A 21,899-nucleotide genomic window follows, 5' to 3' on the forward strand; every position below is an offset into this window, starting at 1 on the left:
TCCTTCTATATTATTTAAGTAATGAATAAAATTTATTAATTGCCTCATCTTGATATTGATAAGGATCAAAATTGTCCTTTCTACCTCCAACAGAAAGGTATTTGAGCATTCCTTCAACTAGCCCTTCTTTACTATTATTAACAAGATAGCCATACTTATCACCTAATATACTACGGTTACCTACAATATCAGTTGCAATAATAGGGGTTCCCAGTGTTAGTGCTTCAAGTAATACCATTGGTTGCCCTTCGTGATTTGATGATAAAACAAATACATCTGCTTGCTTCAAGTATGGAAAAGGATTTTTTTTCTGCCCCAATAAAAAGACATCATTTTCCAAAGATAATAATTTAATACGATTTACTAAATCTTGTTTAAGAACACCATCCCCTAAGATAAACAATCTTACGTTCTCTTTCTGCTTTTTAACTTCAGCAAAAGCATTTATTAGTTTAAGTTGATCTTTTTCATGAGACATTCTTCCTATATTAATAAATTTTATGCCTTGAAAATCAGAAAATTCTTTCTCAAAATCTAATAGTTCAGCAGAACCATTAATTATCTTAGAGATATTTATAGGGTTATTACAATATTTAAACTTATCCTCACTAATCTTAAAGAGAGCTGATAAATTACCCTTATTATTTATCATCGTTTTTTCAGATACTGATATAATATTATCATACAAATTATATGCTCTGAACACTCCTTCTAAGTAAGGATATTTTTCTTTCCACTCTTTAAATTTATCATTATGCTGATATATTATATGATTTTTGGATTTCACTTGAGATAAGAGTAAAGTCCAAAATAAAGAATATCCTTCAAAATGGATAACATTCTCAAATTGAAAATCACCAAATAAACGTTTAGCTTCCCTAGAAAATGCTCTTAATAATACGTTTTTAAATGAGTTAGAGTAAAACTTAAAATTATCTTCAAATTTATTCCTTACCCAAATCTCTTCTAATGTCATAGGCATGCGGCCAGCTCTAGAAAATACTGCTAGCTCTTTAGGCAATCTATAAAATTCATCTAAACGTTTCTGATCTTGATGAATATCGTAACCATTAATCACTATAAGAGAATTTGTATTTTCATTTATAGAATGAATTAAATTATTAAAAGAACTAGATATACCATTCGGTATAAATGGACCATTAAAGAATAGATTTGTTGGTTTTCTAGAATAAGCATAAATATACTCATCCCCTCTATCAAACATAAAATCTACAACGCGTTTCGTAGCATTTCCATCATCAAGGTAAGAATATTTTTTAATATCCTGTACTGATACATTGGTTGCCTTTTTATCTATATTTAGCAAAATGGTGCTTTTTACATCTGAAATAGAAACGCAAATGTCCCCTGACATTTCACTTTCTTTTAAGTATAGCCCTCTTTCTTGATGATATTCATCATAATCATAGATATAACTAATCGCTGGTTTATTTAGAGCTAAGAAATCATAAATAATACTAGAATAGTCAGTAATAAGAAGATCACAGAAACCTAATAATTCATTACTATCTATGTCTTTAGGTGCAACGATAACATCAAGGTTTACTTTCTCTAGCAAACTTTCTACTAAATGATGCCCTCTAAAGACTAAATAATATTTATTTGATTTTAGTTTTTTGAGATCACTTTGTAGCTTCGTTATATCAAAGTCTTTTGACTGTGATGTTCCTCTCCAAGTTGGGGCATAGAACACAACTGGTTTATCTAAATTAATACCTAATTGATTCGCAATTTGTATTTTTCTTTGTTCAGCTAAGTTAATACTTAAATCAATCCGTGGGTAACCTGTTTCTGCAATTTTCCCTGAAAATAAATCCTTAATATCATACTTATCCAAAATTATATCTGTTGTATGACGGTTTGGAGAGATAATATGGGTTGCTTGTAAGAAATTTCTGCTTACATTGGCGTGATCTTGGAATGGACTCTTTATATCTTTTCCTAACGTTTTCATTGGAGTACCGTGCCAAGTATTTAAATAAATTTGTCCTTCCTTTCTAATAAAATAATAAGGAAAACTTACATTATTAATTAAATACTTAGCCTGACATAAATAACGTAAATAGGCATCACTTCCCCGTTTAATGAAAATAATATTTTTTCTGTATTTAAGGTTATGTGGAATAACTGTTCCATCTTTAATTACGACGATATAGGTAAAATCATAGTTATGCTCTAACATATAGGACAAGATAGCATAAGGATTACAGCTAATATTTCCACCAAAAAAACTCTCTAATAAAACAAGCTTTTCATCTAGCTCTAAGGTTTCATAATATTCAGCATAATATGACAGATAATCCTCTTCTTTATTCTTAATTACATCTTTTGGATTCACTGCGTGTGGAAATTGACGACGACGGGATTGTTGAAAATAGTAAGAAGACTCCTTATATTTTCCGATTTTATCTAATGCAGTTGCCAAACGATAAAACCAATAATCTTTATAATTATCGCTTCTTTTTACTGCTTGTTCATAAAAATTCGCAGCACTCTTATATTCCCCCGCCCTTTCATAAGCTTGACCACATTTATAGCACCAACCCGCATTAATAATTTCGGATAGCTCTATTGCTTTTTCAAATGACTTCGCTGAATTTTTCCATTGATATAATCTTTCATAGGCAATACCCAACTTATAATAAAAGTGCGGGTTATTTATTTGTGTATTTTTTAGGTGTTTTAAATATGCGGAAAGAGCAGCATCCCATAATCCACGTCTTGCATGTAAAGCCCCTATTCCAAATAACATAACCTCATCATCAGGCTCGCTCATCTTAATAACTAATTCGTAACAAGCATTGGCAAGCTCTTTTTCCCCCATAAGCTCTAAATTATAGCCCATTCGGTATTTATAATTTCGATTCAATGGAGCTAATTTTGCTGCCTGTTGAAAAAATGAAATCGCCTCCTCATTATTCGAGAGTTTTTCAGCAATTTTTCCTAATTCAAAAAATGCTTTTTCAGACATAGGTTTAAGCTGAATATATTTCTCTAACTGAAATTTAGCTAGCCAATATTGTTTATCTGAAATAAGAGAAATCGCGTATTCCCATATATAATCCGGATTATTTGGATCTTCCATAAAATTTTTCTTAGCATCAAATACTCTAACTTTTACTTCATTATCCTTATGTCTTTCAGTGGTAGCTAATTGAACTTTCCAAGACGTTTTTTCAGGAGCAAGATCTACCGCTTTCTGGATATATAAGTTAGCCTCATTCCATTTTTTATCTTTATATAAAGACATTCCATACTTAAAGTTTAAATAAGCATTATTTGGCTGCCTTTCTAAGAGGTTAGCAAAAACATTTTGCGCATCTCGATATTTTTTATGTTTGTATAAATATAATGCTTTCATTAAGCTAGGTATAGCAGATAATTTAATTTTCTTTTTCATTTATGATCCCTTTGTTTAATATAAATTTGCATTTCAATTAAATTAAAAACTTCCATATTAGGAGTATCAAACGCACTGTCAAAATCTTTTTTAGGTGTTCTCCAATCACCATAATTCTCAGTTAAGTATTTATCATAATCCTTTGGAATTAAATAGTGTTCTCCTAAAAAACATACAGATTCTAATGTAAATGGAGAATTATGCCATTTAATTTTTACTCCTGCGTGCCAATAATCATTTTTCTCACGATAATGAATAAAAACATCAATCATAATTCCATTTATATGTCGGATAACTAGAAGCGTTTTTGTACGATTAGGTACAATATAAAAGAAGCCTGATCTTCCTAATATATTTGCGAGTTCATCATAAGAATGAGTATCCCAAACACCAACATCAATATCTTTATCATGACCAAGTAAATCATTTTCCCTAATACATCCAAGTAACGTGCCACTAATTAAAAAGAAAGGAATGTTATTTTTATCTAACACTCTTTTCAAATCTTTTAATGCAATTGATGCATCTTTTTTACTAAAACTGACTTTTTTAGATTTAGATTGCGTTTCGGTCGTATAGGATGAAGTGTTACTCTCATTCCAATATTCTAATGCTTCGCTATTCAAGCCAGCTCTTAATGCGGCGTTAGTTAATATTTTTCTTAATGATTTATCTTTAGATTTCTCCCATCTATTATCAACAAGCTCCAGAAGCCTATAATAATCTTGAGGGGATTCTACTAAATTTGAAAAATAAACCCATACTTTTTCTCTTTTGGTATTCACTAATAATTTTTCTAAGAATAACCAAGCTTCTCGTTTCTGTTCTAATGCAGACAATATATCAGAATATAAATATCCCACTTCAGAAAGGCTATCGTAATCAGGAATTTTCTCTATTTCACCTTTAGCTGAAAGATAATCCCCGACTAGAAAATAACTCTGTGCAGTATAAAACCTAGCAATATAAACACCCTTATTTACTAAGGCATCAGAGATTTTTCTTACTGTACTATGATCTCCTTTATAAAGATAACGAGTAATAAGGCAGCTATATAGATACACAAATAAATTATTCTTAAAATTAGTTTCCCTTAACAATCTTCTTATAGGTAAGAATTTTTTTAAAAATACATTAATTATTTTACTTTTCATGAATTTGCTTTTGAGATTTGGCTAAATCCTTTTCTGCTAACATTTTTTTTACTTTTGTAGTTGAAATATCTGGTGTTCTTGGTAAATAAACAACTTCACAATATTCTTTTAGAAAATCAAATTTACCTTCCCAATCATCTCCCATAACAAAGACATCTATATCGTATTTTTTGACATCTTCTATTTTTTGTTCCCAACTTGTTTCTGGAATAACACGATCCACATATTTAATGGCTTCTAATATATGAACTCGTTCCTCATAAGTATATGCGCATACCTTACCTTTCCCAAGATTGAATTGATCAGTTGATACTGCTATGGTTAGGTGATCACCTAATGCTTTAGCTCTCTCTAGTAAGCGAATATGTCCATGATGTAAAAGATCGAATGTTCCATATGTTAATACCTTTTTCATAAATTCTCCTATATTTAAACGTACTTATTTTTTATTAAAGAAACTTACTATTTTTTCAAATAGTGTTTTTCTTCTCTTCAAGGCATTTATTTCAGACAATGCTTTTTTTATGAAGTTCCTGATATATAATTGATGTTGTGATAGTTGATACTTTCCTGAAATTAAATTTTCTATTGAGCTTAGAAAGGCCTTATTAGAATCAATATAAAAAAATAAATCATTATATAAATAATTTGAACTATTCGATACCAAATGATGTTTTATCTGAGTAGATAGCTCGCTAGGAGAATTAACGATATACCCCAACATATCTCTCTGTGATATTTCTATGCTAAATGTATCTAATTTCTCACTATGTTTTTCAATAGAAAGTAAAAAAACGGGCTTATTACAGTAAATAGCATCAAAAATCGCCCCACTAAAATCAGATAAAACAATATCAGATACAGCTAGTAATTCTAAAATATCATCATTCTGGAAGAAAAACTTAATTTTATCATATCCCTCTATATCTTTTTCATATTCTGAGTTCAATAGCACTGTATTATGGTGTAATTTAACCAACACAGTATATTCATCTTGTAAATCTACTATACTTTTTATATAGCAGTCAAAGCTAGATAATTCTCCCCAACTAGGTGCATATAAAATAGTTTTTTTATCAGAATCTAGATATTTCTTATATTTATTTCTAGCATTTTCTCTAAAACTAGGATCATTCCAATCTATACTTCTAGGATATCCGATAATTTCTACTGGAGAGAAATACGAAATTTTGTCTGCAGCATATTTTCCATACACCAAATTCAGATCAGCTAACGCTCTCCAAGCACCATAGTTATGCGGTTCTTTTGCATAACCGTATTGTAACATTACAATTTTTGTTTTTTCTAAAAGAAAAATCTTTTCAAATACAGTCTGTATAATAAGAATATCAAAAAAATCTTCAACTTTATGATGAACATCTTGAGAATCAACATATAATATAGAATTAGATACTTCAGATAAGATTGATGAAGGAATTGGTTGGCTTTTTTTTCTTTTTTCAATAATTAATACCGCACTAGGTATTTGTTTTAAAAGTGATTTTATGTGAATAAGCTGAAAAGAGTTCCACACTAAAAACGCTATTCTTATATTCATACTTAATATTGCTACTATAAAACTCTACAATCCCCCACTTGTTATAATTATAAACTTATTCCATATCATTGTCTATTCGGTTATAATTAAAAAATGCACTTTAACGTATTACTTAAATGAGTAAATTATGAACATTAAAAAGAAATTGAAATTATTAAGTATCCCAATGCTCACTGTTATTATTGGAACCTCTTGCTCTTCCTTACCCACATCAGGACCAAGCAAAAGTAAAGTTTTAGGCATTGAGGATAATCAAAAAACACCAAAAGTTAATCTTGTTCAGCTAGATATTCAAAATGTAATGCCTCTATACCAAAATTTTATTAAGCAGAACTTTTCTGAATTTTCAAATAGTCAGCAAGGTTATAATGGTATGGTTGATATTGGTGATATCCTAGATATATCTATCTGGGAAGCTCCTCCAGCTGTACTATTTGGTAGCACATTGACGGATACATCTGATGGTAGTGCAAAACTTACAAAGCTACCTGAACAGATGGTGAATAAACGGGGGCGAATTACAATCCCATTCATTGGTTCAATTACAGTGAAAGGAAAAACCCCTGAAGTTATCCAAACAGAAATCGTTAGACGCCTTAGTTCAATGGCAAATCACCCTCAAGCGATTGTTCGAGTTGTTCAAAACAACTCTGCTAATGTATCAGTAATCCGTCAAGGTAATAGCATTCGTATGCCTCTCACCTCTCATGGAGAACGTGTTTTAGATGCAATTGCTGCAGTAGGTGGTGTGCAAGCAGACATTCAAGATGTGAGCATCCAATTAACTAGGGGTACGCAGGTCAAATCTATTTCTTTTGAATCTCTTGTTTCTGACCCTAGCCAAAATATTCCTCTACGTTCGGGTGATGTGCTTACTCTATTAAATAGCCCATTAAGTTTTACTGGGTTAGGCGCGGTCGGTACCAATCGTCAAATTAAATTTTCAACTAAAGGATTAAGTTTAGCTGAAGCCATTGGTCAAATGGGAGGGTTAATTGATACGCGCTCAGATCCTAGTGGTGTGTTTGTCTTCCGCTATACTCCTTTTAATAAACTTAGCCTAGTTGATCAGGATATTTGGCGTTCTAGAGGATATGATAATGGTATGGATGTTCCAACGGTCTATCAAATTGACTTACTTAAGCCTAAATCATTATTTGTCTTGCAACGTTTTCCGATCCAAGATAAAGATGTTATCTACGTCTCTAATGCACCACTGGCTGAATTCCAAAAATTCTTAAGAATGATTTTTTCAATTACATCGCCAGTTACAAGCACAATAAATAGCGTAAATAATCTTTAAATTTCAAGTAAAAGGGTTTAAATTGTGAGCCAAACAAAAAAGAATTTATCAAAAAAAATATGGAAAAAATTTAATCCATTATTTTGGATTACTGTTATTTTTCCAACTATATTTTCTACTGTTTATTTCGGTATCATTGCATCGGATGTATATGTTTCTGAATCAAGTTTTGTTGTTCGTTCTCCACGAAATCAAGCGTCTTTAAGCGGAGTTGGAGCATTATTACAAGGTATTGGATTTTCGCGTTCACAAGATGATACCTATACGGTATTAGAATATATTAAATCGCGTAATGCTTTAGAACAACTAGAAAAGACTTTGCCTGTTCGTCAATATTATGAAGATAAAGGCGATCTATTTAGTCGCTTTAATGTCTTAGGCTTCAATAATGAGCAAGAGGCTTTTTATCAATATTTTGAAAAACATCTAAATGTCAGCCTAGATTCAGTTTCCGGCATTGCTAGTTTGTATATTCGAACTTTTAATCCTGAAGAAGGACAAAAAATTAATATTGAGCTACTAAAACAAGGTGAATCTTTAATTAATCGCCTAAATGAGCGAGCGCGGAAGGATACTATTCGCTTTGCTGAACAAGCTGTGAAAGATGCTGAAAATCGCGTAAATCAAACCGCACTTGAACTAAGCCAATACCGAATTAACAATAATATTTTCGATTTATCAGCACAATCTGAAGTACAATTAACGTTAATATCTAAATTAAAAGCTGAGCTAATTAGTGTTCAATCCCAGCTTGCACAGTTAAAATCAATTTCACCAAATAACCCACAAGTGAAAGTCTTAATAAATCGAGAAAATAGTCTAATTAATGAAATTAATGAACAATCGAATGATTTGACCGGCGGTAATAATTCTATTGCGACTCAAACGGCAGAATATCAACGCTTAATGCTAGACAATACTCTCGCGCAGCAACAATTAACTACCGCGATATCTTCTTTACAAAATGCTAAATCAGAAGCAGATCGCCAACAGCTTTACTTAGAAGTCATTCATCAACCAAGTAAACCTGATTTAGCCTTAGAACCGTATAGAATTTATAATATTCTTGCCACATTTATTATTGGCTTTATTTTATACGGAATTTTCAGTTTACTTATTGCAAGCATCAGAGAGCATAAAAATTAAAATGCAATACGGAGATAATACAACCTTTCGTCAATCACTCGCTATACAATCGCGAGTGATTGGCGCGTTACTGTTGCGTGAAATTATCACTCGATATGGCCGCAAAAATATTGGATTCCTATGGCTATTTGTTGAACCTTTACTATTAACTCTCTGCATAACATTAATGTGGAAATACTTTAGGATTGATAAGGTTTCAACTTTAAATATTATTGCATTCATTATTACTGGCTATCCTATCGCAATGATGTGGCGCAATGTATCTAACCGTTCAATTGGATCAATATCTGCAAACTTAAGCTTACTCTATCATCGCAATGTAAGAGTATTAGATACCATATTTGCTCGAATGCTATTAGAAATTTCAGGTGCGACCATTGCTCAAATTCTATTAATGGCATTGCTTATTATGTTAGGCTGGATTGATTATCCAAATGATATTTTCTATATGCTATTAGCTTGGGTATTAATGGCACTATTTGCTATTTCATTAGGGCTAATCATCTGCTCTATTGCCTACTATTTTGATGCGTTTGGAAAAATATGGAGTACATTAAGTTTTGTAATGCTCCCCTTATCTGGTGCATTTTTCTTTGTTCATAATCTTCCCAGCCAAATACAAAATTATGCTAAATGGGTGCCTATGATTAATGGTACAGAAATGTTTAGATATGGCTATTTTGGTAATAGCGTCATAACTCACGAAAATATTGGGCTTCTTATTCTAAGCGATATTATTATGTTATTTATTGGATTATTATTAGTTAGAAATTTCAGTAAAGGAATTGAACCAAGATGATCAGTGTAAAAAATGTCAGTAAACATTATTACACACGCAGTGGTAAAAAGAATGTTCTCACAAATATCAACTTTGATCTAAAAAAAGGAGAAAAAGTTGGCATATTAGGCAGAAATGGGGCAGGAAAATCAACATTAATTCGATTAATGAGCGGCGTTGAATTCCCATCTTCTGGAATTATAGAAAGAAGAATGAGTATATCTTGGCCACTTGCATTTAGTGGTGCTTTCCAAGGTAGCTTAACCGGAATGGATAATTTACGTTTTATCTGTCGTGTTTATAACGCAGATATTGACTATGTAAAACACTTTACCGAGGAATTTTCAGAATTAGGCGAATATCTTTACGAGCCTGTAAAAAAATATTCATCGGGAATGAAAGCCCGTTTGGCTTTTGCTTTATCTTTATCTGTTGAATTTGATTGCTATCTTATTGATGAAGTTATTGCGGTTGGTGATTCTAGATTTGCTGCTAAATGTAAGCACGAATTATTTGAGAAAAGAAAGGATCGTTCAATTATTCTCGTTTCACACAGTCCCTCCGCAATAAAGGAGTATTGTGATAATGCAATGGTTTTAGAAAAAGGTTATATGCATCATTTTGAAAATATAGATGAAGCTTATAAATATTATAATCAAACGCAAAAATAATCATTTAAAAGAGAGCTTATATGCTCTCTTCTAATAAGAATCGCATAAAAAAATACCGCACTTCTATTTGTTATAGTCTTTACGTAAAATTACCTTATTATAGAAATTACCATTTAAGTGTGTTTTGTATAGATGATACTTTCTATACGTAGAAAATAATGCAGGATCTGGTTTGTAGTCAGACGTCCAGAAATCATTTAACTCCCCTTGATAAGTTAATCCCGCAAAATCATAGTTTGCCCTACCTAAAGTTTTTACTGGCATATTATGCAATAATGCAGATAAACCACTTGTACTATTTAATGTAATCATTCCTTTTCCTGCACGTAAGAAAACAGGCATAGGAACATCGTGAATATACCAAATCCTTCCTTTTAATACTGGATAATCCTTTATATATCTTTTTATTACATCACCATAGTCAATAAACCCTCTATCCATTGGATGATGTTTAATAATTAAATTTGTTTTTTGAGGTGAATATTTAGCAAATGAAACTAATACTTCCTCTAAAAAACTTTTTACACTATTATAATCACTATGAACAACAACTTGGCTATCATCATAAACTTGCAAAGGAACAATAAAAAATTCGCCAAATGTTCCTTTTTCTACCTTCTTAGCAAAAAAGTAATCATTTAAATAATAATATAATCTTTTAAAACCCGATATTACCCATAATTTAATATAATAATCCAGTGTAAAAATTCTATGATGTAAATTATCTGGATATTTCTTATATGCTAAATTAGCACTAACATAATACTTGACGGCTCTCAACGCGATTGACCAAAATCCCTTAGACACTTTCACTGGAGTTGATTTTTCAGGTAGGTCAGAAAAAGGTATAAAAAAATCAGGTCTCTTTGGTATTTTAGAAAAAGCATTAACACCATATTCTTCTAAGGTAATATAATCAGGTCTAAAATAACCTTCTTCAAATACCCAAAATTTCATATTAAGCTCTTGTGAAATTTTCTTTGCTATCTTATGGCACGGTCGATTATCCCCAAAGCAAACCATCGTATCTATGTTATTTTCTCGACAAAATTTTCTTAGGTAAGAAGATAAAAAAGTAAAATGATATGAAAAATCAAATGTATTAGGTATAGAAGACGGATAATACGCTTCATCACCACCATTAAAATTAATTTTGAATACCATTTTATTCTGAGAAGATAGCCATAAAGATAACTGGTAAAAGAAATCTCCAATAGGCCCTTGTAGCAATAAAATATTTTTTGATGTTCTAAGTAAAATATCTAAGTTATGTTCAATCATTATTGCTTTAGTACTTTATATAATTGTTGCAACTTACCAAATTGCTTAGCCCCCCAACTACGGTTTAAACCATCATTGTCTAAGCATTTGCGTTGATATTGTAATATATTGATAGCTTGCTCAACATTAATAATTCGTTGAGATTCTTGATCCCTATATTGAGGGTAATAAATTAACACTCCAGCAATTAACTCTAACAATGTTAATTTTCTCTTTCGACGCTCTAAATTAACAAAATCTTTCGTTAATCCCCAATTTGAATAGAAAGGTAAGCCATAACAATAAACTTTTTTCCCTCTTAATAATGCTTCAAATCCAGCTAAGGATGTCATTGTATGTATCTCATCAACTTGATTAATACAGTTTAGTATATTAGCTTTCTCTATAATCTCATCTGCATATTTCAAAGCATCTTTTTTTAAGATTTTCCCCTGCCTATTACCACTCTCTACATCAGGATGTGGTTTGTAAAAGATATAAGCATCAGGATTTAATTCTCTTACCTGCTTTAGCAGATCTAAATTTTTTTTCAGTACTGGAGAACCATAACGAATTGACGCATCATCCTCAACTTGTCCCGGAACTAAAATTGTTCTTTTAGACGTTTGTAATAAACTAATCTCTGAATTACCTACATTATATTTCCCTATATTCTGATTTATCAATTTTGATTGTAGCGACTTAGCTAAAATTAAATCCTCTTCAGTAAAATTTTTATTTTGCAGAATATTTTCTAATCTCGATGGCATTTCTGCATTAAAATAAATGCCGATATCATCTATCACTAGAGATAAAGGCGATACTAGATTTGATCCTAATCCAACAGAGCGAATAAAGCCATCTTCCATTCTTAATACAGGTAAACCTTTTTGATTAGCATATTCTAGAACAGCTTGCTTCCCATTCCCCCAAACGAGTAATTTAGTATTTTTATTTAACGACTGCTTTTTTAATTTATCAATTGAAGGAATAAAATGTAAATGGCACTGTGGATAATCAAAAAATGGTTTAATCACATTTCTCTTCCATAAAGACATACCAACACAATAAAGATGTCCACTTAGCATTTTATTTTTTTCTTTTTCTAACACTAAATAATTAATTACATCAAAAATGGTGCCACTTTCTCCTGTATATGGGTTAATATAGCGGCTGTATTGCAGATATGCTGCTGCAAATACTTGTAATAATGTACGATCAATGCGTCTTTTGTCTTTTTTTAACACTGGGATTTGGTTATGGCGATCATCTGTTAACCCCCAACCAGCATACCACGGCAGCCCGAATGTAACGACTGTTTTTCCTAATAATAAGGCTTCAAATCCCATTTGAGAGGTAACGCAATATACTTTATCGGCAATCTTGAGTAATGATATAGGATTAACATCATCAGAAAATAATCTAATCCGAGCATCATATTTATCGAGTGAAGTCAGATACCCTTTCTTTTTCCCACTAATGACATCAGGATGGACTTTTACCCAAATTTGACTATGCGGATTTTCATTAATTGCACAATCTAGCATTCTCTGAAAATCAATATGCTTAGCTTGACCATATTTAACCGCCATATCACCATAAGTTTGATCAATGACTAAAACTATAGGACGCGCCTTATCATATTCCTGAGCAAAATCTAACGAATGATTATATTTAGAAAGCTGATGTTCTTTAATAAGCATTAATGCACGTTCAGCTTGTTGTAATGTATCTACATTAATTTGGTTATTTAAAATAAGTTTTTCTAAACGAGAAACTTTAGTTGTATCGTAATAGATCCCTAGATCATCAAATACAATAGAATAAGGGGGATAACCATTCACTCCCAATCCTAATGAACGTAAAAAACCATCTTCCAAAGCAATATAGTCGACTCCTTTTTTATCCGCATAAGCGCGAGCTTTAATTGTTGAAGGTCGTAGCCCCCAGCCAATTACCCCTTGTACAATTGGCGGATTAAATGTAAATCTTTTATAGGGAACTAAATGATATTCGGGCAAAAAACTTTGCAAGAATGGAATAGATAAAATTCCGCGAGAAAAAACGAGTAGATTACTATTCATAATCAATTACATTGAAAAATTTTCGATAATTCTACCAAAAATAAAATCTGATTTGTGTAAAGAATTGTAAATGAGAGAAGCCTGCCCCAACACAGGCTTAAGATAGAAAAATCAATAAATTAAAAGCGATACCCCAACCCCATAAAGAACACAAACGGATTAAGTTTTACATCCACTTCGTGCGCTGCCCCTAATGCGTTGAATCTTGCCGTTGTTTTGATTCGTGTGTACCACATTGCTGTATTTAAATAAAGATTATCAGCTACTTTAATATCAATCCCTAAGTTAAAGACAGGGGCAAAAGAATGTTTTTTCACTTGTAAGTTCGTCACTGCGGTATGAGTTGATTTCGCATTAAAAAATCTGGTGTAATTCAGCCCTGCCCCTACATAAGGACGAGCCCCCGCATTTTTATCTAGGAAGTAATATTGAACATACAAACTCGGAGGAAGTTGTTTTAATTTAACCACATTGCCTAAATTGAGATTTAATGCAGGGACATTTGCTTTGATCTTATGTGAAAATGGTGTTGCACCTAATAATTCCACACCAATATTATCGGTAATCATATAAGTTGCTGTTAGCCCTAATTGTGCATTATCACTTACTTTTAAATTTACCTCTATTGGCGTTTTGGTGTGAGAATCAGAATTTGCACTCACAAATACCCCACCCGCTCTAAGCATAATCTCTCCAGCTTGATGTGCATTTGCAGAACTGGCTATAAAAAGACTCGCTAAACCCGATACAATCAGTGTTTTTTTCATAAAAAGTACCTCTATGGTTAATACCTTTAAACTAATATCCTTACAAATACTGTGTATTTAACACATCACAAACATACCACAAAATAGTTACATATTTTGTGATACAGTTCAAAGTTTTTAAAATTTTGTTAAAAAATTTAAAAATTTTATTTACCGCACTTTTCATTTTGTTTAACAATAGAGAAGATTTGATCTAACCCAAAATCAAATATGACAACGCAAAAAATCCTTATTCACAACAAGACGAGGTTTCTACTAAAGGAAAAGCAATGGTTAGCAAGTTATTGTATAATGTCGCAATGATTTTTTACTGGAAATAAAGAATGAACATTAATTTTACTCAAATTTTTCAAGATTGTTGGAATTTTATGCGTAATCAAAGGACGATTACCCAGCAATTTATCTTTTTCTTTTTTATTAACGCACTAATTTTCTATTTTCTTTTAACGACGGTCGTACCGATGCCCGAAATAAGTCAGGCAAATGGACAAAGTTTACCCTTACCGAATAATATCAGTGCTGAATTTTTACTGTTAGGCATCGCACAACAATTAGTCAGCCTATTTCTTTCTTCTTGGGGTATTCTCACTTTTCACCGCATTAGTATTCAACAACAAAATCCATTAAATCAAAGTGCGGTGCTAACTTTACAACGTTTTGTTGGTGTGGTGATGATTAGCTTAATTGGATTTATTCCGCTGATGATTGGCGTAGTAGAAAGCCTGTTCGCCATTTTACAAGGGCAATCGCCTTCAATGCTTTCTTTGGTCGCGATTTTGCTTGGCTTTTTTATTTTTGTACGCTTAAGCCTTGCTTCTACGGAATATCTCATTAACCCTGTAAGCATTATGCAAGCATTGAAAAATAGCTGGTTAAGCGGCGTAAAACGCACTGCGCCGTTATTGATTTATTGTTTGTTAATTTATGTCGTACTGCCTTTTGTACTGAGACGTATCACTGCATTAAGCGACAATCTTATTTTCGATGTCCTAATGCTCTTTTTAACTGCCGTAGTGAGCGTATTTTCTTTACTTTTCACCTACCGCTTTTACAGCTTATTTATGCGCAAGGATCAACAATAATGAAACAGATTTTAGAATTTATTCCCCTACTCGTCTTTTTTATTGTGTATAAACTAGTGGGGATTCGTGAAGCCGCAATTGCCCTAATTATTGCCACCGTCATTCAGCTTGTGGTGCTAAAAGTCAAATACGGTAAAATTGAAAAACAGCAGCTCATTATGGGAAGTGCGGTGGTTTTTTTTGGTGCATTATCCGCCTATTTCAACGAATTAGCATTTTTAAAATGGAAAGTGACGGTGATTTATGCCTTGTTCGCTTTGGCATTAATCATTAGCCAAGTGATGTTTAACAAACCGCTCATTCAGCAATTATTAGGTAAAGAAATTCAGCTACCTGATGCGGTTTGGTATAAATTAAATATGGGCTGGGCGTGCTTCTTTCTGCTTTGTATGGTGATTAATATTATCATTAGTCAATATTTCTCTGACGATATTTGGGTCGATTTCAAAACGTTTGGAATTATTGGGCTTAGCCTTATTGCAACAGTAGCAACGGGCGTTTATATTTATCGTTATCTTCCACAAACGGATAATAAAGAACAACAATAGGAAAAATTATGTCTGTTTTTATTGAAACCAAAACGGGGCGACAATCCCAAGGTAGTTTATTACTTCGTACATTAGCGATGCCTTCTGATACCAACGCCAACGGCGATATTTTCGGCGGTTGGATTATGTCGCAAATGGATATGGGTGGCGCTATTTTAGCGAAAGAAATCGCACACGGGCGTGTCGTTACCGTTGCCGTTGATAGTATGACCTTTATCCGCCCAATCTCCGTTGGCGATGTGGTATGCTGTTATGGGCAATGTGTTAAAGTCGGCCGTTCTTCTATTCAAATAAAAATTGAAGTATGGGCCAAAAAAGTGTCCAGTGAACCCATTGGTGAACGTTATTGTGTGACGGAAGCGATCTTTACCTTCGTTGCAGTAGATAATAAAGGAAAATCTCGTGCCATTCCGCGAGAAAACAACCCAGAATTAGAAAAAGCATTAGCATTAATGACACAACCTTAATCAAGGAGGACAACAAAATGTATTATGTTATTTTCGCACAAGATAAACCCAACACACTCGCTCAGCGTCTTGCTGTGCGTGAGCAACACCTCGCTCGTTTAAAACAATTACAAGCAGAAAATCGTCTATTAACCGCGGGGCCAAATCCAGCCATTGATGATGAAAACCCCGGCGAGGCAGGCTTTACCGGTTCAACGGTTATTGCTCAATTTGACAGTCTTGAAGCCGCCCAACAATGGGCAAGCCAAGATCCTTATGTGGAAGCAGGGGTTTATGGCGAAGTCATCATCAAACCATTTAAGAAAGTTTTCTAAATAAAAACACTCAAAAAAAGCACCGCACTTTTCTTTTAGTTAACTCAAGTGAGAAAAAAGAAAAGTGCTATCCCTAACGATAAAAACAATAAGAGGAAACACAATGTCAAACTTTCTACACGATTACCAAAAACATATTGATGAACGTGCCGCACAGGGTGTTGTGCCAAAACCATTAGATGCCGAACAAACCGCACAGCTTATTGAATTATTAAAACATCCCCCAGCAGAGCAAACGGAATATCTTCTTGAGCTTTTTAAAACCCGCGTACCTGCTGGAGTGGATGAAGCCGCTTATGTGAAAGCCTCTTTTCTTGCCGCCATTGTCAATGGTAGCGCCCACTCCCCCTTAATTAGTCCTGAAAGTGCGGTACAAATTTTAGGTACAATGCAAGGTGGTTATAATATTGAACCACTGCTCCAAGCCCTTGATAATGACACCCTTGCCCCTTATGCCGTCCCCGCCCTTTCTTCCACGTTATTAATGTTCGATAATTTCTACGATGTAGAACAACGAGCCAAACAAGGCAATGCTTACGCACAACAAATTCTCCAATCTTGGGCAAAGGCAGAATGGTTTTTATCACGTCCAAAATTAGACGAAAAACTCACTGTTACCGTATTTAAAGTATCGGGTGAAACCAACACAGATGATCTTTCTCCTGCTCAAGATGCGTGGTCACGTCCAGATATTCCTTTGCACGCTCTAGCAATGCTAAAAAATGAACGAGAAGGCATTCAACCAGATGAAGCCGGCAATATTGGGCCAATTCAACAAATTAATGCCTTAAAAGAAAAAGGCTATCCACTGGCTTATGTGGGCGACGTTGTAGGCACAGGTTCATCTCGCAAATCTGCGACAAATTCGGTGCTATGGTTTATGGGCGAGGATATTCCTTATATTCCGAATAAACGCGCAGGTGGCGTGGTATTAGGCGGAAAAATTGCCCCTATTTTCTTTAATACGTTAGAAGATGCGGGAGCATTGCCGATTGAGGTCGATGTAAGCAAACTCAATATGGGTGATGTGATTGATATTTACCCTTATCAAGGCAAAATTTGCCAGCATAATAGCGATCAAGTATTAGCCGAATTTCAGTTAAAAACCAATGTACTATTAGATGAAGTACGCGCTGGCGGACGTATTCCATTAATTATCGGACGAGGCTTAACACATAAAGCACGCCAAAGTTTAGGTTTAGCTGAAAATGATATTTTTGCCAAACCACAAGCAATAGCAGATAACCATAAAGGGTTTACCCTCGCACAAAAAATGGTCGGGCGCGCCTGCGGTGTAGAAGGTATTCGTCCGGGACAATATTGCGAACCAAGAATGACCTCTGTCGGCTCACAAGATACCACCGGCCCAATGACCCGTGATGAACTAAAAGATCTCGCCTGTTTAGGGTTTTCCTCAGATCTTGTGATGCAATCTTTCTGCCATACCGCCGCCTACCCTAAACCGGTAGATGTGGTCACCCATCACACGTTGCCTGATTTTATTATGAACCGAGGCGGTATATCGCTTCGTCCCGGAGATGGCGTTATCCACTCTTGGCTAAATCGTATGTTATTGCCTGATACCGTAGGAACAGGCGGAGATTCACACACTCGCTTCCCGATTGGCATTTCTTTCCCTGCTGGTTCAGGCTTGGTGGCGTTTGCTGCTGCCACAGGTGTAATGCCACTGGATATGCCGGAAAGTGTGCTTGTTCGCTTCAAAGGTGAAATGCAGCCGGGCATCACCTTGCGTGATTTAGTCCACGCCATTCCTTATTATGCCATTCAACAAGGCCTGCTCACGGTAGAAAAACAAGGCAAGAAAAATATTTTCTCTGGTCGCATTTTAGAAATTGAAGGATTAGAGCATCTTAAAGTGGAGCAAGCCTTTGAGCTTTCCGATGCCTCAGCAGAACGCTCTGCCGCCGCTTGTACCATAAAATTAGACAAAGCACCAATCATTGAATACCTGAATTCCAACATTGTATTACTCAAATGGATGATTGCAGAAGGTTATGGCGACGCTCGTACGCTAGAACGCCGTATCAACGCAATGGAAAAATGGTTAGAAAATCCTCAATTACTCAGCGCAGATCCTGATGCAGAATATGCTGCCGTGATTGAAATCGATCTCAATGAAATCAAAGAACCGATTTTATGTGCGCCAAATGATCCTGATGACGCTCGCCTTCTTTCTAAGGTGCAAGGGGATAAAATTGACGAAGTGTTTATCGGCTCTTGTATGACGAATATTGGCCATTTCCGTGCTGCTGGAAAATTATTAGCCAAGTTTAAAGAGGTCATTCCAACTCGCTTATGGCTCGCTCCACCAACTAAAATGGATGCCAGCCTACTGACAGAAGAAGGCTATTACAGCATTTATGGTAAAAGTGGCGCACGGATTGAAATCCCCGGTTGTTCACTTTGTATGGGCAATCAAGCGCGTGTCGCCAATAATGCCACGGTGGTTTCCACTTCAACCCGCAATTTCCCAAACCGCTTAGGGCAAGGGGCAAATGTGTATTTGGCATCAGCAGAACTCGCCGCTGTGGCTGCATTGCTCGGCAAACTGCCAACGCCAGAAGAATATCAAGTCTATGTGGCGGATTTACAGCAAGACAAGGAAGACACCTATCGCTATATGAATTTTGATCAACTTAATCAATATACGCAAAAAGCACAGGAAGTGATCTTCCAAGCCCCTGCTTAGTAAAACCTCAATCACAAAAGTGCGGTGAAAAAATCAGGAAAATTTCACTGCACTTTTCTTTCTATGAAAACCCAAACGCCTTTATTTTGTTATTTCTTTGCGGATAAGAAGTGCGGTTATTTTTTTGCTTATTTTTATTTCCTTTTTTCATCATTAATTATAGCCATTTAACCTTTTCTATTTGACAGCAATATCCTGCCCTTTCTATACTAAACGGGAATTAGTCGGGGTGCTTTTTAAGCTGAGATGATACCCGTGAACCTGATTCAGTTAATGCTGACGTAGGAAACTAATTAGATCATATTCTTGTAAATAGCTATGTTGCAGAATATTCTTTTTTACCTTTCTAATTTCTTCCTTGCTCGTCAATATGACTTTTTAATCATTTAATTAATAAGGAAATGACAATGCAATTTAAACCTTTTTTCTCATCATTTTTATCAAAATGTGGCTTAATTTTTATTGTGCTAGGTGGATTCTTTTTATTTAGCTACAATGCTAACGCGGAAGGGCGACTCAATATTTATTGCAGCGTGCAACATTCTGTGTGCGAAAAAATGGCTCAAATTTTTGCTAAAAAATATCACGTGGACACCAAATTTGTGCGTAATAGCACAGGAGCAACCTTAGCTAAAATCAAAGCAGAACAAGCCTTGCCACAAGCGGATATTTGGTATGGCGGTACCATTGAGCCTCATTTTCAAGCTGCGCAATTAGGATTACTCGAACCTTATCGTTCGCCCCTACAAGCGGAAACAATGCCACAATTTAAAGCATTGCTCGACAAGCACGGTGATGTAACCGCAATTGGCTATATTATTGTGTTAGGCATTGGTGTAAACACGGAAAAGTTCAAACAATTAGGCATTAAGGATTACCCAAAATGTTGGAAAGATTTAACCGATCCCAAATTTAAAGATCAAATTCAAATGCCTGATCCGCGCAATACAGGTACCGGCTACACCTTTATCGCAACACTCGTGCAATTATTCGGTGAGGAAGAAGCCTTTCGTTATCTTAAAGCTTTAGATAAAAACATTTCCCAATATGCAAAAAGTGGCACAGAGAAATCCAATCTCTCGCGTGGGGATGCAGCGGTAACCATCGGTTTTATTAATGGTTATCAAACAGAAAAAGAAAATGGCGCGCCAGTAGAGGCAATTTTACCTTGTGAGGGGGATAGCTATTCGCTTGGTGGTATCAGTATTTTGAAAGGGGCGAGAAATTTAGACAATGCAAAATTATTTATGGATTGGGCATTAACCCCAGAAGCACAAGAAATTGCGTGGCGTGAAGAAAAAATGTATCAAATTCCAACCAATATTCACGCCAAAGCCTCGCCAAATTCAACCGATCCAAAAACCTTAAAACTCATTGACTTTGATTTTGATCGCTTTGGCTCAGACGAAGAAGGGAAACGATTAATAAAACGTTGGATAGAAGAAGTGAAACTAAAGTAAGTTTACATTGACAAAGGATAAAGTGCGGTTAAAAATAACCGCACTTTATGATTTTTTACGTTAGGAAAGCTGTTCATAATGCGATACCAGATTATTTTCGCAATTTGTATTATTTTCTTACAATGTTTTATTTATATTTTTAACCGCACCCTTTCTTGGCTTTATTTGCAAAATGCCAGTCCTGTTTGTCGTAAAATTTTCACCCTGAGTACTTATCTCGCTGCAAACAGTATTATTTTGCTCACTGTCTCGCGTATTTACCCGATGTTTCGCACTAGTGCTTTTATTTTGGCATTTTTGCTTTTTGCCAGCTTTGTCAGCTTAGCCTGTGTAGCTATTTACTTTATCTTTAGAAAACAAAAATTTAAGCCAAAATTGCACCGCACCTTAGCTTGGCTTTATCCTGTTGGTTTAATCAGTTTGATTGGATTGAGCGTCTATAATGCTTACACGCCACAAGTCATTCATTATCAAATTACCTTGGATAAACCTTTCAAACCCTTGCGTATTGGAATGGCGAGTGATTTTCACCTTGGACGATTATTTGGTGGCAAACAATTGGATAAGCTGGCTGAAATAATGAACGAGCAAAAAGTCGATATTATTTTACTCCCGGGCGATATTATGGATGATAATATTCGCGCTTATGTCGCAGAAAAAATGCGACCGCATCTTGCTCAATTACACGCCCCGCTTGGCGTTTATGCCACCTTAGGTAACCACGATTTCTTTGGACAACAGCAGGCGATTGCCAACGAAATTCGTCAAGCTGGTATTACGGTTCTGATGGATCAAGCAGTGCAAGTAGATAATCGTTTTGTGCTGATTGGGCGTAATGATGATTTATTTAAAGCGCGTCCAAAAACCAAAGATATAATTAATCGCTTAAATACCCATTTACCTATTTTTCTATTGGATCACCGTCCAACAGAAATTATGGCACATTCAACCTTACCTATTGATATTCAGGTTTCAGGCCACGCACATAAAGGACAAATCTTTCCAGCAAATTTAATCACAAAGGTGTTATATCGTTTAGATTACGGTTATGAGAAAATTGGCAACGGGCATTTTTTCGTTACTTCAGGTTATGGATTTTGGGGAATTCCAATGCGATTGGGATCGCAATCGGAAGTGTTTATTATTGATGTAAAAGGAAAAGAATAGGGCGTGAGA

18 protein-coding genes and 1 riboswitch are annotated in these 21,899 nt (G+C 34.6%); of the genes, 11 read left to right on the forward strand and 7 right to left on the reverse strand.

Going from position 1 to position 21,899, the window contains the following annotated elements:
• Nucleotides 1-10 precede the first annotated feature (10 nt).
• From L5B90_RS02435 to L5B90_RS02450, 4 genes are read right to left on the reverse strand one after another with little or no spacing between them, the layout of a single operon-like run.
• Nucleotides 11-3,421 carry a CDP-glycerol glycerophosphotransferase family protein gene (locus L5B90_RS02435; RefSeq protein WP_265762049.1) on the reverse strand — a complete coding sequence of 1,137 codons (3,411 nt, stop codon included), beginning with the start codon at nucleotides 3,419-3,421 and terminating at the stop codon, nucleotides 11-13.
• Nucleotides 3,418-4,575, reverse strand: a complete 1,158-nt coding sequence (locus L5B90_RS02440) for a hypothetical protein (RefSeq protein WP_265762050.1) — start codon at nucleotides 4,573-4,575, stop codon at nucleotides 3,418-3,420. Before L5B90_RS02440 ends, L5B90_RS02435 begins: the two co-directional genes overlap by 4 nt.
• The gene (tagD, locus tag L5B90_RS02445; RefSeq protein WP_250364433.1) at nucleotides 4,565-4,990 is read right to left on the reverse strand and encodes a glycerol-3-phosphate cytidylyltransferase; all 426 of its coding nucleotides are present in this window, start codon (nucleotides 4,988-4,990) and stop codon (nucleotides 4,565-4,567) included. The genes L5B90_RS02440 and tagD overlap by 11 nt, the downstream gene beginning before the upstream one ends.
• 24 nt (nucleotides 4,991-5,014) lie before the next feature.
• Nucleotides 5,015-6,133 (reverse strand): CDP-glycerol glycerophosphotransferase family protein, encoded by a 1,119-nt coding sequence (locus tag L5B90_RS02450; RefSeq protein ID WP_265762051.1) that lies wholly within the window; start codon nucleotides 6,131-6,133, stop codon nucleotides 5,015-5,017.
• 127 nt (nucleotides 6,134-6,260) lie between these two features.
• On the opposite strand from L5B90_RS02450, the gene L5B90_RS02455 reads away from it, so the two are divergent.
• The 4 genes from L5B90_RS02455 to L5B90_RS02470 are packed head-to-tail and all read left to right on the forward strand — an operon-like array spanning nucleotide 6,261 to nucleotide 10,031.
• Nucleotides 6,261-7,436, forward strand: a complete 1,176-nt coding sequence (locus L5B90_RS02455; RefSeq protein WP_265762052.1) for a polysaccharide biosynthesis/export family protein — start codon at nucleotides 6,261-6,263, stop codon at nucleotides 7,434-7,436.
• A gap of 21 nt (nucleotides 7,437-7,457) precedes the next feature.
• On the forward strand, nucleotides 7,458-8,582 hold the full coding sequence (locus tag L5B90_RS02460) for a capsule biosynthesis protein (protein ID WP_250364554.1): 1,125 nt from the start codon (nucleotides 7,458-7,460) through the stop codon (nucleotides 8,580-8,582).
• Between the two features lies 1 nt (nucleotide 8,583).
• Nucleotides 8,584-9,381 (forward strand): ABC transporter permease, encoded by a 798-nt coding sequence (locus tag L5B90_RS02465; RefSeq protein ID WP_250364430.1) that lies wholly within the window; start codon nucleotides 8,584-8,586, stop codon nucleotides 9,379-9,381.
• Nucleotides 9,378-10,031 carry an ABC transporter ATP-binding protein gene (locus L5B90_RS02470; protein WP_250364429.1) on the forward strand — a complete coding sequence of 218 codons (654 nt, stop codon included), beginning with the start codon at nucleotides 9,378-9,380 and terminating at the stop codon, nucleotides 10,029-10,031. Before L5B90_RS02465 ends, L5B90_RS02470 begins: the two co-directional genes overlap by 4 nt.
• A 63-nt stretch (nucleotides 10,032-10,094) precedes the next feature.
• On the opposite strand, the gene L5B90_RS02475 is transcribed toward L5B90_RS02470, so the two are convergent.
• The 3 genes from L5B90_RS02475 to L5B90_RS02485 form a co-directional block, all read right to left on the reverse strand.
• Nucleotides 10,095-11,312, reverse strand: a complete 1,218-nt coding sequence (locus L5B90_RS02475) for a capsule biosynthesis protein (protein WP_250364428.1) — start codon at nucleotides 11,310-11,312, stop codon at nucleotides 10,095-10,097.
• Nucleotides 11,312-13,375 carry a capsular polysaccharide biosynthesis protein gene (locus L5B90_RS02480; protein ID WP_250364427.1) on the reverse strand — a complete coding sequence of 688 codons (2,064 nt, stop codon included), beginning with the start codon at nucleotides 13,373-13,375 and terminating at the stop codon, nucleotides 11,312-11,314. Before L5B90_RS02480 ends, L5B90_RS02475 begins: the two co-directional genes overlap by 1 nt.
• A 119-nt stretch (nucleotides 13,376-13,494) precedes the next feature.
• Complete coding sequence (locus L5B90_RS02485) at nucleotides 13,495-14,142, reverse strand: OmpW/AlkL family protein (RefSeq protein WP_250364426.1); 648 nt, start codon at nucleotides 14,140-14,142, stop codon at nucleotides 13,495-13,497.
• Nucleotides 14,143-14,465: 323 nt separating this feature from the next.
• On the opposite strand from L5B90_RS02485, the gene L5B90_RS02490 reads away from it, so the two are divergent.
• The 7 genes from L5B90_RS02490 to L5B90_RS02520 all read left to right on the forward strand — a co-directional run bounded on the left by L5B90_RS02490 (nucleotide 14,466) and on the right by L5B90_RS02520 (nucleotide 21,890).
• A complete protein-coding gene (locus L5B90_RS02490) occupies nucleotides 14,466-15,224 on the forward strand; it encodes a hypothetical protein (RefSeq protein ID WP_265762053.1) in 759 nt (252 codons plus the stop codon).
• Nucleotides 15,224-15,772 carry a septation protein A gene (locus tag L5B90_RS02495; RefSeq protein WP_250350085.1) on the forward strand — a complete coding sequence of 183 codons (549 nt, stop codon included), beginning with the start codon at nucleotides 15,224-15,226 and terminating at the stop codon, nucleotides 15,770-15,772. The genes L5B90_RS02490 and L5B90_RS02495 overlap by 1 nt, the downstream gene beginning before the upstream one ends.
• A gap of 8 nt (nucleotides 15,773-15,780) precedes the next feature.
• Nucleotides 15,781-16,239 (forward strand): acyl-CoA thioester hydrolase YciA, encoded by a 459-nt coding sequence (gene yciA / locus L5B90_RS02500; protein ID WP_265762054.1) that lies wholly within the window; start codon nucleotides 15,781-15,783, stop codon nucleotides 16,237-16,239.
• Between the two features lie 17 nt (nucleotides 16,240-16,256).
• Nucleotides 16,257-16,553: a YciI family protein gene (locus tag L5B90_RS02505; protein WP_103853029.1), complete on the forward strand. Its 297-nt coding sequence runs from the start codon at nucleotides 16,257-16,259 to the stop codon at nucleotides 16,551-16,553.
• 103 nt (nucleotides 16,554-16,656) lie between these two features.
• Nucleotides 16,657-19,263: a bifunctional aconitate hydratase 2/2-methylisocitrate dehydratase gene (gene acnB / locus L5B90_RS02510; RefSeq protein ID WP_265762055.1), complete on the forward strand. Its 2,607-nt coding sequence runs from the start codon at nucleotides 16,657-16,659 to the stop codon at nucleotides 19,261-19,263.
• A 215-nt stretch (nucleotides 19,264-19,478) separates the two neighbouring features.
• Nucleotides 19,479-19,568: riboswitch (TPP riboswitch) on the forward strand.
• A 102-nt stretch (nucleotides 19,569-19,670) separates the two neighbouring features.
• The gene (locus L5B90_RS02515; protein ID WP_250364423.1) at nucleotides 19,671-20,723 is read left to right on the forward strand and encodes an ABC transporter substrate-binding protein; all 1,053 of its coding nucleotides are present in this window, start codon (nucleotides 19,671-19,673) and stop codon (nucleotides 20,721-20,723) included.
• A 78-nt stretch (nucleotides 20,724-20,801) separates the two neighbouring features.
• Complete coding sequence (locus tag L5B90_RS02520; RefSeq protein WP_250364422.1) at nucleotides 20,802-21,890, forward strand: metallophosphoesterase; 1,089 nt, start codon at nucleotides 20,802-20,804, stop codon at nucleotides 21,888-21,890.
• The last annotated feature ends 9 nt before the right edge of the window (nucleotides 21,891-21,899 follow it).

The organism is Avibacterium sp. 20-129 (genome assembly GCF_026226845.1).
Classification (GTDB): Bacteria; Pseudomonadota; Gammaproteobacteria; order Enterobacterales; family Pasteurellaceae; genus Avibacterium.

Coding starts and splice junctions, on each gene's coding strand:
- L5B90_RS02505 (WP_103853029.1), top strand. CDS start 16,257: ATGTATTATGTTATTTTCGCACAAGATAAACCCAACACACTCGCTCAG.
- L5B90_RS02465 (WP_250364430.1), top strand. CDS start 8,584: ATGCAATACGGAGATAATACAACCTTTCGTCAATCACTCGCTATACAA.
- L5B90_RS02480 (WP_250364427.1), bottom strand. CDS start 13,375: ATGAATAGTAATCTACTCGTTTTTTCTCGCGGAATTTTATCTATTCCA.
- L5B90_RS02520 (WP_250364422.1), top strand. CDS start 20,802: ATGCGATACCAGATTATTTTCGCAATTTGTATTATTTTCTTACAATGT.
- acnB (WP_265762055.1), top strand. CDS start 16,657: ATGTCAAACTTTCTACACGATTACCAAAAACATATTGATGAACGTGCC.
- L5B90_RS02485 (WP_250364426.1), bottom strand. CDS start 14,142: ATGAAAAAAACACTGATTGTATCGGGTTTAGCGAGTCTTTTTATAGCC.
- L5B90_RS02470 (WP_250364429.1), top strand. CDS start 9,378: ATGATCAGTGTAAAAAATGTCAGTAAACATTATTACACACGCAGTGGT.
- L5B90_RS02515 (WP_250364423.1), top strand. CDS start 19,671: ATGCAATTTAAACCTTTTTTCTCATCATTTTTATCAAAATGTGGCTTA.
- L5B90_RS02495 (WP_250350085.1), top strand. CDS start 15,224: ATGAAACAGATTTTAGAATTTATTCCCCTACTCGTCTTTTTTATTGTG.
- L5B90_RS02435 (WP_265762049.1), bottom strand. CDS start 3,421: ATGAAAAAGAAAATTAAATTATCTGCTATACCTAGCTTAATGAAAGCA.
- L5B90_RS02475 (WP_250364428.1), bottom strand. CDS start 11,312: ATGATTGAACATAACTTAGATATTTTACTTAGAACATCAAAAAATATT.
- L5B90_RS02450 (WP_265762051.1), bottom strand. CDS start 6,133: ATGAATATAAGAATAGCGTTTTTAGTGTGGAACTCTTTTCAGCTTATT.
- tagD (WP_250364433.1), bottom strand. CDS start 4,990: ATGAAAAAGGTATTAACATATGGAACATTCGATCTTTTACATCATGGA.
- yciA (WP_265762054.1), top strand. CDS start 15,781: ATGTCTGTTTTTATTGAAACCAAAACGGGGCGACAATCCCAAGGTAGT.
- L5B90_RS02455 (WP_265762052.1), top strand. CDS start 6,261: ATGAACATTAAAAAGAAATTGAAATTATTAAGTATCCCAATGCTCACT.
- L5B90_RS02440 (WP_265762050.1), bottom strand. CDS start 4,575: ATGAAAAGTAAAATAATTAATGTATTTTTAAAAAAATTCTTACCTATA.
- L5B90_RS02490 (WP_265762053.1), top strand. CDS start 14,466: ATGAACATTAATTTTACTCAAATTTTTCAAGATTGTTGGAATTTTATG.